The 15,375-nt window shown below is 41.8% G+C and carries 14 protein-coding genes; 11 read left to right on the forward strand and 3 right to left on the reverse strand.

What is annotated here, in order from left to right; genetic code table 11:
• Positions 1-968: small ribosomal subunit biogenesis GTPase RsgA (gene rsgA, locus OGM63_RS12080; RefSeq protein WP_263745809.1), on the forward strand; the 968-nt coding region annotated here is incomplete at its 5' end.
• A gap of 272 nt (positions 969-1,240) precedes the next feature.
• On the opposite strand, the gene OGM63_RS12085 is transcribed toward rsgA, so the two are convergent.
• A complete protein-coding gene (locus OGM63_RS12085) occupies positions 1,241-5,008 on the reverse strand; it encodes a CHAT domain-containing tetratricopeptide repeat protein (protein WP_263745810.1) in 3,768 nt (1,255 codons plus the stop codon).
• A 382-nt stretch (positions 5,009-5,390) separates the two neighbouring features.
• Here OGM63_RS12085 and OGM63_RS12090 point away from each other — a divergent pair, with 382 nt between their 5' ends.
• Both OGM63_RS12090 and OGM63_RS12095 read left to right on the forward strand, forming a co-directional pair.
• Positions 5,391-5,738, forward strand: a complete 348-nt coding sequence (locus OGM63_RS12090; RefSeq protein ID WP_263745811.1) for a hypothetical protein — start codon at positions 5,391-5,393, stop codon at positions 5,736-5,738.
• Positions 5,735-6,127: an HNH endonuclease gene (locus OGM63_RS12095; protein ID WP_263745813.1), complete on the forward strand. Its 393-nt coding sequence runs from the start codon at positions 5,735-5,737 to the stop codon at positions 6,125-6,127. Before OGM63_RS12090 ends, OGM63_RS12095 begins: the two co-directional genes overlap by 4 nt.
• Before the next feature lie 231 nt (positions 6,128-6,358).
• Here OGM63_RS12095 and OGM63_RS12100 read toward each other — a convergent pair whose 3' ends face one another.
• Positions 6,359-7,057 (reverse strand): hypothetical protein, encoded by a 699-nt coding sequence (locus tag OGM63_RS12100; protein ID WP_263745815.1) that lies wholly within the window; start codon positions 7,055-7,057, stop codon positions 6,359-6,361.
• A gap of 188 nt (positions 7,058-7,245) precedes the next feature.
• Here OGM63_RS12100 and OGM63_RS12105 point away from each other — a divergent pair, with 188 nt between their 5' ends.
• The 8 genes from OGM63_RS12105 (at position 7,246) to rnhA (ending at position 13,900) form a co-directional block, all read left to right on the forward strand.
• Positions 7,246-8,835 carry a glycoside hydrolase family 57 protein gene (locus tag OGM63_RS12105; RefSeq protein WP_263745816.1) on the forward strand — a complete coding sequence of 530 codons (1,590 nt, stop codon included), beginning with the start codon at positions 7,246-7,248 and terminating at the stop codon, positions 8,833-8,835.
• Positions 8,836-9,083: 248 nt separating this feature from the next.
• Positions 9,084-9,251, forward strand: a complete 168-nt coding sequence (locus tag OGM63_RS12110; RefSeq protein WP_263745817.1) for a hypothetical protein — start codon at positions 9,084-9,086, stop codon at positions 9,249-9,251.
• 5 nt (positions 9,252-9,256) lie between these two features.
• Positions 9,257-9,496: a hypothetical protein gene (locus OGM63_RS12115; protein WP_263745818.1), complete on the forward strand. Its 240-nt coding sequence runs from the start codon at positions 9,257-9,259 to the stop codon at positions 9,494-9,496.
• Entirely contained in the window at positions 9,493-9,669 is a 177-nt protein-coding gene (locus OGM63_RS12120) for a PIN domain-containing protein (protein WP_263745820.1), read from the forward strand. Before OGM63_RS12115 ends, OGM63_RS12120 begins: the two co-directional genes overlap by 4 nt.
• A gap of 59 nt (positions 9,670-9,728) precedes the next feature.
• The gene (locus OGM63_RS12125) at positions 9,729-10,007 is read left to right on the forward strand and encodes a PIN domain-containing protein (protein WP_263745821.1); all 279 of its coding nucleotides are present in this window, start codon (positions 9,729-9,731) and stop codon (positions 10,005-10,007) included.
• A gap of 347 nt (positions 10,008-10,354) precedes the next feature.
• Positions 10,355-11,002 (forward strand): histidine phosphatase family protein, encoded by a 648-nt coding sequence (locus OGM63_RS12130; protein ID WP_263745822.1) that lies wholly within the window; start codon positions 10,355-10,357, stop codon positions 11,000-11,002.
• 560 nt (positions 11,003-11,562) lie between these two features.
• A complete protein-coding gene (locus OGM63_RS12135) occupies positions 11,563-12,588 on the forward strand; it encodes a glucokinase (protein ID WP_263745823.1) in 1,026 nt (341 codons plus the stop codon).
• 409 nt (positions 12,589-12,997) lie between these two features.
• Positions 12,998-13,900, forward strand: coding sequence for a ribonuclease HI (gene rnhA / locus OGM63_RS12140; protein WP_263745824.1), 903 nt, complete (start codon positions 12,998-13,000; stop codon positions 13,898-13,900).
• A gap of 252 nt (positions 13,901-14,152) precedes the next feature.
• Here the strand turns inward: rnhA and cruG are convergent, their stop codons facing one another.
• On the reverse strand, positions 14,153-15,370 hold the full coding sequence (gene cruG / locus OGM63_RS12145) for a 2'-O-glycosyltransferase CruG (RefSeq protein ID WP_263745825.1): 1,218 nt from the start codon (positions 15,368-15,370) through the stop codon (positions 14,153-14,155).
• Positions 15,371-15,375: the final 5 nt, after the last annotated feature.

The raw sequence follows: 15,375 nt of genomic DNA on the forward strand, positions 1-15,375 counted from the left end.
CTCCCTATCCCCCCCTCCTCCTCTGCACTCGGAGAACGCGGTTGAAGAAAATTGGGCAACAGGTGATGGTGGGCGATCGCGTTGTGGTTGAAGAACCAGATTGGTCTGGTGGACGCGGTGCGATCGCTTTTGTTTTACCCCGCAATAGTGAATTAGACCGTCCGGCGATCGCAAATGTTAACCAAATTCTTCTAGTGTTCGCTGTCGCTGATCCGCCTCTAGAACCTTATCAACTCAGTCGCTTTTTGATCAAGGCGGAATCTACAGGTGTGGATGTGGTTTTATGCTTAAATAAAGGCGATTTAGTTTCAACTCAAGAACAGTCGGAAATAAGCTCGCGTCTGCTTGGTTGGGGCTATCAAACGCTATTTATGAGCGTTAATAATAATATAAATATCGACAAGTTAGCTTATCAGTTGCAAGACAAAATCACCGTCTTGGCAGGACCTTCAGGAGTTGGTAAATCGAGTTTGATTAATACGTTGATTCCCGATGCTCACTTGCGCGTGGGTGAGGTTTCTGGTAAACTATTTCGAGGGCGTCACACTACCCGTCACGTAGAATTATTTGAATTACCATTAGGTGGGTTTTTGGCTGATACTCCCGGCTTTAATCAGCCTGATATTGACTGTAGCCCAGAAGAATTAATCCGTTATTTCCCAGAAGCAAGACAGAAATTAGCAGTTGATAGCTGTCGGTTTAATGATTGTCTGCATCGAGACGAACCTGGTTGTGTAGTTCGGGGTGAATGGGAACGTTATGAGCATTATCTGGAATTTTTAGAGCAAGCGATCGCTCGTCAAACTCAGATTAACCAACAAGCCGATCCAGAATCTACCCAAAAGTTAAAAACGAAAGGCAAAGGGCAGACTCAGTACGAACCGAAGTTAGAAAGTAAAAAATATCGCCAAAAATCCCGCAGAACTCAATTACAAGAGTTGCAGGAATTGTATAAAGATGACGAGTGATAAGTAGCTCAACCTAAATAAACTAAAAATGTAATAAATAGCATTTTATGTTTAATTTGGTTTATCTACTTATCAAGTTTGTTTAAATTTCCTGAGTTTTGAACTCCTCAGTCAAGAAATTAGCGTTGCTGAATATTAATATGAAATTCCTAATTCATCGTAGAGACGTTCCTTTCGTAACGTCTCTACAAATAACGGTTTTAATATTATAATTATTCGGAAAAATTTCCAATTCATATTTAAAATCAGTAACGCTAAGAAATTCATATCACCTATCGCCACTCACCCTGTAAAGTGAAAGCAGACCAATAATAAGGATTTTTCCAAGTTGAATTTTCCCATAGTTTCAATTGAGCCGCACGCAAAGCAACTGTAGGTGATTTCCCCTGCTTCAACATTTGTGTGTAAAATTCTTGCATCAATTCTGCCGTCCCCTCATCATTAACTTTCCAAAGAGACACGGCAACACGTTCTGCGCCTGCATACATTAATCCTCTTGTCAAGCCTACTAACCCTTCACCATTGACATCTTTGCCTAAACCAGTTTCACAAGCACTTAGTACTACTAAATCGGCTCCAAAGTCAAGATTAAAAATATCACCTAATCGCAGATAACCTTTATCAGCAGGTTTAGCTTGTTTGTCTAGAAACAGAGAAAGAACGATTCCTGATAATTCCGGGTTCTTTAGGTCAGCAATGCCGTGAGTAGCAAAATGTAAAAAGCGATATTGAGAAAGTTGCGGATTTGTTACCCAGTTGTAGTTAGCTTCAAAGCCAAAGGCTTGGAGATTATTAGAAGATGGTATGATATTTAAAATTGCGTTTGCTTCAGTTCGTGTACCTTCAAGTCTTGGCACACCACTACGATTGAGATTTCTTGTTGCTTGCTTGAGAGCCGATTGATTTAATTCATTACCGCGAAAGTCAGAGTTAGGAACGATACTTTCAGGTTTGCCAGTGATTCGCATATCGGTTGCTTCAAACACCGGATCGGCAAGAATAGCTAGAGTTTTCGGTGCGGTTTTGCGTCCTTTGAGTTCTTGTCTTTGGGTAGCGATCGCTGTAACCGAAGGCAAATTAACTATTTCATGATTGACTATCAAAGGTTGATAACTAACCTCTCCCCCAACCCCTCCCCTATGAGGGGAGGGGAGCTTATCTTGCTCCCCCTTCCCTTGCAGGGAAGGGGGTTGGGGGGTTAGGTCATTTAATGCCGCAAAAGGAATTGTTTGCAATTCCCCATCAGCCACAATCACCAAACGCTTTTTCCCCAACTTTTCAGCTACTGGTGCAAGGATAATTTTACTCAGTTTAGTTGCAGATAAAGCGGTATTTTTCAAAGCTTGAGCTTTTTTCTCTGGGGATAAATCCTGACAGCTTGGAGATACTTTTTTTTGACATTTAATTAAAGTTTCTCTAAATTCCGTAACTGCTTTCTCTATCTCTTCGCGTTTGGGGAGTTCGTAGCTGTCGATGGAATTGGGAGTTACAGCCCAAAGATAGCTGCGATCTTTGCCCAAAGAATACTCTAACAGCAGCGTGTCTTTATCAAGTTGTTGCTGAATTTGCGGTAAAGTGAGGGGTTGGGGATACTTCAGGTTGGCGTATTTCGGACTACTTTGGCGGATTTTCGTTTCCAGTTGCTTTTGTTGGCTGAGTAGTTCATCGATTTCTGTTTGGAATTTATCAGCCCTAGCTTTATAAATGGGGTTATTGATTTTATCAATATTACTAACTATCTCAATCCGCAGTTTTTCCTTAGTATTAATTAAATCTTTTAAGCGGCTTTCTTCTGCTAAGAGTTCCGGGTTTGCACCTTTGCGAATATTTGCGCGTGCTTCAGTTAATAGTTCTACGAGTCCCCTAGCGCGGGAACGTTCGCTGATGTGGAGCGCTACGGCTTTACATTTATCTTTTATTGTGATGTCTTTGTTTGTGTTTTGGTCTTTGGTTGTAAATTCACATATTTTTGATGGGTCTTTTTTGTGCAGTTCCATCAACAGGTCGATGTAGAATTTGTAGTAGCCTTGGACTGTGGCGAAGTAGGATGTACGTAAATCTTGGCTTTGGACGTTTCCGCGTATATTTTCGACGATTTTAATTGCTTCTTCGATATTAGGAAGTGCGGCTTCAAGTTTGCCTAGTTTGCGTTGATTGGTAGCGATGAAATAAAGTGTATCTGCTTCTCCTTCAATGTCTTTTAAAGTTCGCCTAATTTTTAGCGCTTCGTTCAGTGTATCTATTGCTTGTTGGTATTGCTTTTGTAAACTGTGGGTGACACTAATGTTATTTAAACTCTGAGCTTCTAATTTTGGGACAAAAATTTGTCTATACAGGGATAGAGCCTTTTGCTGGTGATTTAATGCTTCTTTATAGTTACCTTTTGTTTGATTGATAATTCCAATTAAATTTAGAGCGCTAGCTTCTGAATACTTATCTTCAAACTTTTGAGACAACGCTAATGCAGTTTCAGCATTTTTTAATGCATTGGGAAAATCCTTCTGTAACTCGTAACTTCTTGCTAAACCTCCAAGTCCAAGTCTTTCAAATTCATTATTCTCTTGTTTCCGTGACAATGAGACACTTTGATTATAAAAATTAATCGCTTCTGGGTAATCTCCCTTCGTCAGATACAATTCACTCATCGCAAAAAGAATTATAAGTTCATATTTCTTATCTTGTGCTTGTTGATATATCTGTCGTGCTTTTTTGTAAGTTCGGAGACTTAAATCGTAGTTACCCAAAAGTTTATAAGTAGATGCAATATTAGTCAATGTACGAGCTTCTAGATTGCGATTCTTTATGGAGATGGCAATTTCTAATGCTTGGCTGTAAATTTCTAAGGCTTTCTGTAAATCTCCTTGCAATCCATAAATATAAGCTTTTTCGTTAAGAGCATTAGCATGTGTTAGTTCGTATCCAATATTTTTGGATAGTTGTATCGCTTCATTAACAAATTCTAATGCTTTCTGATTATCCCCAAGAAAATTTTTGTATATATTGGCAGTCGATATCATGTTAATAGCTTCAAAGGCTGTATTACCACTTTTTTTGAAAATAACTCTTGCCTGTTGACGAATTTCTATCGATTTTTGATAATCTCCTCGTGTTTTATAAACCTCAGCAATACTTTGAATAGTTAAACCTTCAGCAACTAATAAACCTTGTTTTTGTTGAATTTCTCTGGCTTTATTTAAGTATTCAAGAGCTTTGTTGTATTCGCCTGATTTATTGTAGAGAGTACCAATATCTGTTAACGTTTCTGCTTGCGCGGGTAATAAATCTTGCCTTGTCTGCTGAATTTTTAGAGCTTGCTCATAGTATTTTAAAGCGATTTTAGGTTGACCCAGACTTGAATAGCTATCGCCTATTGTATTCAAAACTTTAGCTTGTTCTGGTAAATCTTTTAATATATCACGGTAAATTTGCAATGCTTGATTGAGTGGTTCGATAGTCTTTGGTATCTCACTTAATTCAATGTATGTATTAGCAATACCTTTTAAGACTATAGCTACAATATCAAATCTTTTTTCTGTTCGAGAAATTGACTCAGCTTGCTTTAAAAGAGTGAGAGCTTCTCGTCCTTTACCTATAAAATTGTAAGATCCAGCAATACCAATTAATGCTAATACTTCAAGCAAAGGTTGTTTCACTTCACGCGAGATATTGAGAGATTTATTGAAATATTCTATTGCTTCTAGATTTTCTGAACGAATGGCATATGCTGTGCCAATACTTTGATATATGAATGCTTCCTCTTTGCGTAATCCCAATTCCTGAAAAATTTTCAACGCTTGTTGATATTTCTCTAATGCCTGTTGATATCCTTCCTTAGTCCCTTTCTTCTCTAACTCCTGTCCTTCTTGAAATAACTTGACGCCCTCTTGATATCGCTGTTGCTTATCTGGACTCAAGGGAACTGACGAAGGAGGTACTGTCTGCTGTGCTATTTGTAACCCATAACCTCCGACACTGGCGGCTGTTGACTCGGATAGCAATAGTAGTGATAAAAATAAAGATACAGCACAAGATGTCCACATAGGAAGGATTTCCCCTATCTGTAGAGTTTTACTTTAAGTTTTCATCAATGATTATACTGACTTATGTTACTTGCAATTTAATATACTTTCGTCGAACGCAGCTTTTGAGTAAGCAAACTGGGGTTTAGCAATACTTCATCTCATAACTAATATGTTGCACTATTCTCAATTAGCGTCCAGACTCGCCCAGAGTTAAAACTCTATCTCTAATAGCTCAAGTCCACTTAAGTGGACTAAAACCTTTATCTAGTCGTCTTTAGACGACTTTAGCTATTAGCCTTAGAATTCATTCTAAGGCGGTTGTTGGGATTGGTGCAAGATGTCAGATAAAGCGATGTATGCTTTAAATTAGAGGAAATAGTTATACCTCAAGGCTTAGACCGTGGTCAAAATTACCTTAGAAGTCTCTGAAGAACTATCAGAACAACTCACACAGTTAGGCGATCGCTTACCAGAACTCCTTGCACTTAGTCTTGAGCAACCACCACTGCCAACTCGCGTATATCAATATATTCTTGATTTCCTGGTCAGCAAACCGACTTTAGAACAAATCTTAGCTTTCCATCCGACAGCAGAAATGCAACAACGAATGCAAACTTTACTACATCTAAGTAAAGTTGGAGAACTTAACCCTACAGAACAAAAAGAACTAGACGAGTATGAGCGCATTGAACATCTGATTGTCATGCTAAAAACAGGCAATCTACCGCACTTAACTACTAACCCGTGAGTGTTAGTTATATCCCTGCTGCACTGCGTCGCCTAGTTGAAGAACGAGCCAGCCGTCGTTGCGAGTATTGTTTACTTACCGAAAATGTTTCTTTCTATACTCATGAAATTGACCATGTAATTCCAGAAAAGCATGGTGGTAAAACTGATGCAGCTAATTTAGCTTTAACCTGTTGGCGTTGCAACCGTCATAAAGGAACAGACCTTGGTTCTTTCGACCCCCAAACAGAACAATTTAGTTTTCTCTTCAATCCCCGGACACAGCAATGGTCTGAACATTTTACTTGTGACGAAAGAGCAATTGTTGGCTTAACACCAGAAGGACGAACAACAGTGAAGTTACTACAGTTGAATACTGATGAACGGCTAGCAGAAAGAAAGAGATGGTAACAATTGAGGGCGATCGCCTCTTGTAATCAGACATTTTAAACAAATTCCTGGTTTGCGGGTTGTAAATTGGGTTGATTGAAACCCAAATAAACCTACCTACCCTCGTAGAGACGTTCCTTTCGTAACGTCTTTACATTGTGAGTTATTGTACGTACTGTTTGATAAAACAAGAGCGATCGCATTTGTAGATAATACTTAGCAAGTGGCGCGATCGCCCCCGATTACATTACGCTATTGAGATGCAGTCGGTTCCTTAGTCGAGGAAGGTGAAGCTTGCAAGACGCGTCCATCTAACTTGGTCGCTACATCCTTCACAGATACAGAAGGTTTATTCCCAGTCAAATATATAACCGCAGTCATTGCACCAACGCTGGTGCGACGAAAGCTGACGACATCAAAATTTACAGGCATTTCTTGAATTGTCGCATCTAAGGAAAAACCCGTAGATGACTGTGCCAAATTATTTAAATCTGGAAGCGACTTTAACTTTAACACTTTCACTTCTTGACTAGATGGTAACTTCTGCGCCAGTTTTTTTATCTGTTGCTCAAACTGTGGTTGCCGCGCTTTTTGGAGAGCAGCATCGAATTGACCTTGTTGAGCCTGATTTGATAACATACCCGTAAAGCCGATGACAACTTCCATCTTTTGCGGTTCTACAAAGGCAAAGAAGTTATTTAGCGGAAAATTATCTTTGATCAGTAACTGCTTGAAAGGTTCTATTTTAGAGGCAATTTCCGCCTTCATGCTAGGTGGAAGTTCTTGAAAGCCTGCTGGTAAGTCTTCTAGTGTCAGTGCTGTCGTCTTTGTTACGGGTTGTTCTAAAACGGGTTGCTTAATTTCACTGGGCAAAGGAGCTGCTTGGGAGAGAGAGGCTACCAAAATAGTACTAGTCAAAATAGATAAGACAAAAGCGAGTTGCTGTTTCACTCTTGATAAATTTCCTTTCTTGTGAGGGAGTGCCTTTAATTAAGATAGACGAACATTTTCGCGTCTGAAGCCGCATCAATGAAAAAGAAATACCAAACACTGCTACGCTCCTGATAAAGTCTTAAAATATTGTTAATTTCAGCCCAATCTCTCTACCTTCAACTTACACGTACCACACCGGAATTACTATGGCTATCGGCTACGTTGCGCTTGTACTTCATGCACACCTGCCCTTCGTTCGTCACCCTGAAAGTGACTATGTGCTGGAGGAAGAATGGCTTTATGAAGCCATTACGGAAACATACATCCCTTTACTGAAAGTATTTGAAGGATTAAAGCGAGACGGCATCGACTTCAAGATTACTATGAGTATGACACCCCCTTTGGTGTCGATGCTGCGCGATCCGCTGCTGCAAGAACGCTACGATGCACACTTAACTCAACTAGAAAAACTCATAGAACTTGAAGCAGAGCATAATGCCAACAATGGGCATATGCGCTATTTAGCCGAGCATTACGCCACCGAATTTAACGAAGCGCGTCAGGTATGGGAACGCTACAAAGGTGATTTGGTAACAGCTTTTAAGCAGTTCCAAGACTCTAACAACCTGGAAATTATAACATGCGGCGCGACTCACGGCTATTTGCCGCTGATGAAAATGTATCCGGAGGCTGTGTGGGCGCAAATTCAGGTAGCTTGCGAACACTACGAGCAAACCTTTGGACGCCGACCGCGAGGCATTTGGTTGCCGGAATGCGCGTATTATGAAGGTTTGGAGCGGATGCTGGCTGATGCGGGTTTGCGCTACTTCCTCACTGATGGACATGGGATTCTTTACGCTCGTCCACGTCCCCGCTTTGGTAGCTATGCGCCAATTTTTACCGAAACTGGTGTTGCTGTCTTTGGACGCGATCATGAATCTTCGCAGCAGGTATGGTCATCGGAGGTGGGCTATCCTGGTGCGGCTGAATACCGCGAATTTTATAAAGATTTGGGCTGGGAAGCTGAATATGAGTATATTAAGCCTTACATCATGCCCAACGGTCAGCGTAAAAATACGGGCATTAAGTATCATAAAATTACTGGAAGAGGCTTAGGGCTGTCTGACAAGGCGCTTTACGATCCACACTGGGCAAGGGAAAAAGCAGCAGAACACGCTGCAAATTTCATGTATAATCGCGAACGGCAAGCTGAAAATCTTCATAATTTAATGCAGCGTCCACCGATTATCGTTTCACCTTACGATGCGGAGTTATTTGGTCATTGGTGGTATGAGGGACCTTTGTTTATTGATTATTTGTTCCGCAAGTCATGGTATGACCAAAAAACATATCAGATGACACATTTGGCAGATTATTTGAAGGCAGAACCAAATCAACAAGTTTGTCGTCCTTCGCAGTCGAGTTGGGGTTACAAAGGATTTCACGAGTATTGGTTGAATGAGACAAATGCGTGGATTTATCCACATTTGCACAAAGCAACTGAGCGGATGATTGAGTTGGGACGATTGGAACCGGCTGATGAGTTGCAGTGGAAAGCACTTAACCAAGCAGCACGGGAATTGTTGTTAGCGCAATCTTCGGATTGGGCATTTATTATGCGGACGGGAACGATGGTACCTTATGCAGTGAGAAGGACGCGATCGCACCTGATGCGCTTTAATAAGCTGTATGAAGAAATCAAAATCGGCAAAGTTGACAGCGGTTGGTTAGAAAAAGTCGAGTTGATGGACAACATCTTCCCGGAAATTAACTATCGCGTTTATCGTCCGTTATAGTATTGCACTCTTGTTAGGATTTAAGCTCAAAAGAGTTATACCCTAAGCTTTTCACTTGAATTGAGATCCCCGACTTCGTAAAAGTTGTCGGGGATTTTGTTTCTTACTTGCTTTGGGAATACTAGAAGTAGTAATTTATCTCAGTCTGAGCAAGATAATAGACCTCTTGCATAAATATTTTTTTTCTCACGCAAAGGCGCAAAGGCGCAAAGAAGATAATGAAAATAAGGACTTTTGCAAGAGGTCTAATGAATTTTGTGAACTTAAGGAAAACGGGATTTGGTTGGGAATTTGAAACTGAAGCTGACTTAGAAGATTTTGTCTGGGCTAATTTACAGCAATTATTAGGATTAACTCCTTTGAAAAAAGGCTATAAAGAAAGCAATACTCACGTCCCTAGCTTTGATAAGGAGTAAAAACTATGTCTATGTCTTGGCAAGAATTACGCAAAGAAGCATATGACTTATCGGTGAGCGATAAATTAGCCTTAGTAGAAGCAATTATTCGATCGCTTCAAAATGAACTCAGACCCCGACCACCATTGCCAGAAGGATTAGTAAATGAGATGATTGGGCTAGCGAAAATAGATGCCCCATCGCCAATTGATGCTGAAGTTGAGGGTATGTTAGAAGAACGCTTGGAGGAAAAATACCTGAAATGAGGGTATTGTTAGACACCAACATTATGCTAGATAGCTTTTTAGAACGAGAGCCATTTGTGAGGGATGCCAAAGCTTTATTAGAAGCTATCCAAAGTCAGAGAATTGAGGGGTATGTTACCGCAACAACTTTAACCGACATTTTCTACATTAGACATCTCCAGAAAACAATGTAGAGACGCGAAATTTCGCGTCTCTACAAGGGTTTTGGGCAACGCATAGTTCATTTTTGGAGATGTCTATTGTCAGAAGACAGACACGAAGCCTTGAACGAGCTAAACGAGCAGTTTCGACAACTCTGACATTGATGCAAGTGTGTACAGTTGACGGCAGTATTTTGTCGGCAGCAATTTCATCAAGCTTACCGGATTTTGAAGATGCGGTACAGTTAGCTTGTGCAATTTCTGAAAATCTTAACGCAATTATTACCCGCGATCCGAAAGGTTTTGTTGGTGCTACTGTAGCGATTTTATCACCAAGTGAGTTTCTTTTTCGTTTGTCCTCAGACTCTTAAAAATTTAGTACTATAAGCGTAAATACTTATAATTCGCGCTATACATCCGGCTGACCACGAAAATATATTAAATTAAAAGTCCGTATATACTGATAACTTGCGCTATTCTCAATTAGTGTCCTTACCCGCCCAGAACTGAAGTTCAGGGCTAATAGCGCGAATTCCATTAAAATGGACTAAAATCCTTGCCCAGAAAGAATTTAGTCTTATGCGCGAAGAATGAGCGCTATTAGCCAGAGATTAAAATCTCTGGCGGTGGTGGGCGATAGATGATATTAGTGCAATATGTGAGTACATACGGACTTTATTTATATAGTCGCGAATTTTCATCGTCTCGATATCACCGCATGACTCAAATTGTCTGGATTGCAAGACACGCTAACCGTATCGATTTTGTAAACCCTGATTGGTTTCTCACTGCTGAACGACGTTACGATCCACCATTGTCTGATGATGGTATGGTACAAGCGCAGCAGCTAGGTAAACGACTGAAGCACGAAAAAATTAAACATATTTTCGCTTCTCCCTTTTTGCGAACAGTACAAACAGCAAACGCAGTTGCAGAAGTTCTCGATTTGCCGATTAAACTAGAAACGGGTTTGAGCGAATGGCTAAATCCAGCTTGGATGACAGAAGAACCCGTAAAACTGTCAACTCGACTGCTAGCAGAATTATTCCCCAGAATTGACATTAGCTACACTTCGCGCATTGCTGCCAACTATCCAGAAACTCACGAGCAAGTGCGATCGCGTTCTGGACAAACTGCCAGATGCTTGTCTACAGAATTCCTTCCAGAGCATATCTTACTTGTGGCACATGGTGCATCTGTATTGGGTGCGGCGATGGGTTTAGTGGGTGAAATTGCCAAAACAGAGGTGAAAGCTTCGCTGTGTTCGTTGGTGAAAGTGGTGCGCTCTGAACCTGAATGGTTGCTAGAACTAAAAGGAGATACTTCGCATTTAAGTGAGATAGAAGAGGTAATCAGGTTTAATTAAATTGGGGAATGGGGAGTGGGGACTGGAGACTGGGTAAGAAGTTTATTTTTAACTTTGCTCCGGAACTGCTCCTGTAGAGACGCGAAATTTCGCGTCTCTACAACTAGACGTGAAATTTCGCGTCTCTACAACTAGACGTGAAATTTTATGTCTCTACAACTAGACGTGAAATTTCGCGTCTCTACAACTAGACGTGAAATTTCGCGTCTCTACAACTAGACGTGAAATTTCGCGTCTCTACAACTAGACGTGAAATTTTATGTCTCTACAACTAGACGCGAAATTTTATGTCTCTACAACTAGACGTGAAATTTTATGTCTCTACAACTAGACGTGAAATTTTATGTCTCTACAACTAGACGCGAAATTTTATGTCTCTACAACTAGACGCGAAATTTTATGTCTCTACAACTAGACGTGAAATTTTATGTCTCTACAACTAGACGCGAAATTTTATGTCTCTACAACTAGACGTGAAATTTTATGTCTCTACAACTAGACGTGAAATTTTATGTCTCTACAACTCCTAACCCATAATTATCAAGAAATCTAAAATCGCTATGACATTATTATTAGCTGGGGACATCGGTGGGACAAAAACGATTTTGCGACTGGTGGAAGTATCGGACTCATCAGAGTTGCATACTGTTTCTGAGGAACGTTACCCCAGTGGTGATTTTCCTGATTTGGTACCGATGGTAAAGCAGTTTTTGGCTTCATCGAATACATCGACACCAGAAAAGGCTTGTTTTGCGATCGCAGGTCCTGTGGTCAACAATACTGCCAAGTTGACTAATTTAGCTTGGTTCTTGGATATTCAACGTTTACAACAAGAACTAGATATTGCCCATATTTCTCTAATTAATGATTTTGCGGCGGTTGGTTATGGCATTCTGGGTTTAAATAAACAAGACTTGCACACCTTGCAAGTTGGCAAGTTTCAACCGACGTCACCGATTGCAATTATTGGTGCCGGTACCGGTTTAGGGCAAGGATTTTTAATGAAGCAGCAAGACAAATATCAAGTCTTTCCTTCAGAAGGTGGACATGTTGATTTTGCTCCTCGTACTGAGTTAGAGTTTCAACTTTTGAAACACTTGCTGATTAAACACGATATCCAGCGGGTTTCTGTGGAGAGGGTAGTTTCTGGGCTAGGTATTGTAGCAATTTATCAATTTTTGCGCGATCGCAAAATAGACCGCGAATCACCAGAAATTGCCGAAATTGTTAGAACTTGGGAACAACAGGCAGGACAGCAAGAGAAAAGTGTCGATCCGGGGGCAGCGATTGGGAATGCGGCATTACAAGCAAGCGATCGCTTGTCGGAACAAACTATGCAAATATTTGTGGAAGCTTATGGCGCAGAAGCTGGTAATCTTGCTCTCAAACTCCTACCATACGGCGGTTTATACGTTGCTGGTGGCATTGCTACCAAAATTCTCCCTTTACTTCAAGAAGGGAGGTTCATGTTGAATTTCACCCAAAAAGGCAGGATGCGAAGCCTCCTCGAAGATATACCGGTGCATATTGTTCTGAATCAACATGTGGGATTAATCGGTGCTGCTTTGCACGCTGCTAGGTTATAACTGACTCTCGTAAGAGTGGCGATCGCCACTGGCTCCATCCGAGATAAAAACAATGCACTAAACAGCGGCGCTGTTCGTCACAAGAAACTCGCCTGTGCCAGTTGCGTAAGTCCTGCAAGGAAAACTCGGTCAAACCTGGTTTGTTTGGGGACAGTTATCAAAAATTTATAACGATAAAGAAATTCAAGCGATCGCTACTTAGAAGAATTCATCGGCAATACCCAAAAATCAAAACCCTCTGACTTACTAAATCGAAATCTTTGGCTTGAGTTTGGGCATAGGGTTGATTTTTGCCGCGCTAACGTATATATTGCTTCGCAGCCGTCGTCGCTAAATACCTCTGTTTCTTGGCGTCCTCGGTGCCTTCTCTACGAGACGCGAAGCGCGAAGGCGGTTCGATATTATAATTATGTCAATTCAACGCACAATTCAAAGTATATATACTGATGGCGCTTGCACCGGCAACCCAGGTCCTGGTGGTTGGGGTGTAGTCGTCTATTTTACCGACGGCTCAATTTACGAAATGGGCGATCGCTCTCCCCATACCACCAATAATAAAATGGAAATGCAAGCAGCGATCGCAGCCCTACAATTCCTAGAAGAATCTGGGCAAAAAGAACCCGTCCCCCTTTATACCGATAGCGAATATTTAATCAACTGCGTTACCAAGTGGGTGAAAGGTTGGAAAAAGAAAGGCTGGAAAAAAGCCGATGGCAACCCCGTCCAAAATCAAGACCTTTTGGAACAACTAGATGAACTCAACAGTCGCAAAGTTAAATGGGAACACGTCCGGGGTCACTCTGGTAACATAGGTAACGAACGGTGCGATGTAATTGCTCGCGCTTACGCTACTGGCAAAACCCCATCCCTCAAACAACTCGCTGACACTAATTCTCACCAATCCTTAACGCAAACAACCGAGATAAATGTAGCAAAAGTATCTGACTGTTATACAAACTCGACAATAATTAACAAAAGCAAACCAGAAATCAGTATTGCAACAGATACAACAATTATGGAGCCATCTACATCAACAACAATCGAAGAAAAACCACCAGAGATGAGGGTGGGGCATCTCCGCAACTTGGTCGAAACTCTACACATCGCTGACGAGCTAGCCACAAAAGGCTACTTAATCACCAGTTCCGAACTAGCAGATTTAATGGATGTCCATGCCAGCGCTGTCACCAGTCGCGGAGATCAATGGCGCTGGCGTAACTGGATTGTCTCACGGGTACGACGAGAAGGTAATCAAATTCTCTGGGAACTAGAAAGAGGCGATCGCCTAGGGAGCGAAAGTGAGGAGTTATGAGTGAGGAGTTATGAGTTATGAGTTATGAGTGAGGAGTTATGAGTTATGAGTTATGAGTGAGGAGTTATGAGTTAGGAGTTATGAGTGAGGAGTTATGAGTGAGGAGTTATGAGTTATGAGTTATGAGTGAGGAGTTATGAGTGAGGAGTTATGAGTTAGGAGTTAGGAGTTATGAGTGAGGAGTGAGGAGTGAAGAAGTTGTTCTATTTTCTATCTTCTTTCTCATAACTCATAACTCATAACTCCTCACTCCTAACTATACTTCCGTCCCCTCCACTCGCGGGGAGTGCGAAATGCAGATAAGAAAATTCGCAGCACTGCTAGGGGATCGGCAAAAGGAGAAAACCAGAACAACCAGCCACCATTAGCAGTTTTGCGATCGTAAGAAGGTGCGATCGCTAACAATAAAGCAAAGCGAATCACCAGCAGAAATACATTCAAACCCAGTAGGAGGAGGGGGGGAGTGGGGTAGGGGGGGAGGGGGAGAGGGGGGGAGAGAAAGAGGTCAGTTAGGACGATTGGTAGAGGTAAAGCTTGGACTGCAAAAAGTAGCCATAAATCCCCCCACAACTGAGCGCGGGAAGATGCATCTTTCAAATCAAGACTTCTCCCCCATTCCTTCCACGTCTGGAGCGCTCCCTCATACATCCGCACCTTTAGCACCTTCGCACCATCCAGAAAGCCCACCTTAAAGCCTTGAGCGGCGATATTACGAGCTAAAGTAACATCATCACAAAAAGAACCTCCAGCACTGCTGTAGCCATCCACAGCGGCTAAAACTCGGCGACGACATAAAAAGCATTGTCCATTCGCCATCACCCGTTCTGGCTGCTTAGTATTCACACCAGCCGGATCAAAGCGGTAAAGCAAAGTCATCAACAAAGCCGGTTGTAACCAGCATTCCCCTGGATATTTCAGGATGAACTGAGGAGACAGAGAAACCAAGTCATATTTTTCGGCTTCTGCTGTCTTCACCAAACCAGCAATCAGACCGGGATCGGGCTGAGTATCAGCATCCATCCCCAGAAACCACTCACTAGCCTCTGAACTATGCAAAAAACCATTATGCAACGCCCAAGGACGTCCCACCCAACCAGGGGGTAAAGGATCATCCGTCATCAGGCGAAAACGGGGATCTTGCTGAATAGCCAATTTTACCAAGTCGGGAGTGCCATCTTGGGAGTTACTGTCTACAACAATAATTTCCCGAAGTTCGTAGCTTTGTCGGCTTAAACATTCCAACAAAGGGCTAATGCGAAGAGCTTCATTCAGGGTGGGGACGACAACGCTGACACTACCTAAAAGCTGTGGTGTTGGTTCTTGTGGTTCAATCGGGGGATGGCGCCCCGGTCCTTTCAGCAGACGCGAGAGAAAAATCGCGGTTGCCGGTACTTGGATAAGTAGCAAAAATAGCGTTAAATAATTCAAAATTCTCTCAGTGAAGAATCGGGGATGGGGAGATGGGGAGATGGGGG

This window comes from Plectonema radiosum NIES-515 (genome assembly GCF_025753815.1).
Taxonomy (GTDB): Bacteria; Cyanobacteriota; Cyanobacteriia; order Cyanobacteriales; family Nostocaceae; genus Hassallia; species Hassallia radiosum_A.

What these genes read in the sequence shown, in the direction of transcription:
- OGM63_RS12085 (WP_263745810.1), bottom strand. Translation starts at nt 5,008, where the DNA reads ATGTGGACATCTTGTGCTGTATCTTTATTTTTATCACTACTATTGCTA.
- OGM63_RS12105 (WP_263745816.1), top strand. Translation starts at nt 7,246, where the DNA reads ATGGCTATCGGCTACGTTGCGCTTGTACTTCATGCACACCTGCCCTTC.
- OGM63_RS12110 (WP_263745817.1), top strand. Translation starts at nt 9,084, where the DNA reads ATGAATTTTGTGAACTTAAGGAAAACGGGATTTGGTTGGGAATTTGAA.
- OGM63_RS12115 (WP_263745818.1), top strand. Translation starts at nt 9,257, where the DNA reads ATGTCTATGTCTTGGCAAGAATTACGCAAAGAAGCATATGACTTATCG.
- OGM63_RS12120 (WP_263745820.1), top strand. Translation starts at nt 9,493, where the DNA reads ATGAGGGTATTGTTAGACACCAACATTATGCTAGATAGCTTTTTAGAA.
- OGM63_RS12125 (WP_263745821.1), top strand. Translation starts at nt 9,729, where the DNA reads ATGTCTATTGTCAGAAGACAGACACGAAGCCTTGAACGAGCTAAACGA.
- OGM63_RS12130 (WP_263745822.1), top strand. Translation starts at nt 10,355, where the DNA reads ATGACTCAAATTGTCTGGATTGCAAGACACGCTAACCGTATCGATTTT.
- OGM63_RS12135 (WP_263745823.1), top strand. Translation starts at nt 11,563, where the DNA reads ATGACATTATTATTAGCTGGGGACATCGGTGGGACAAAAACGATTTTG.
- rnhA (WP_263745824.1), top strand. Translation starts at nt 12,998, where the DNA reads ATGTCAATTCAACGCACAATTCAAAGTATATATACTGATGGCGCTTGC.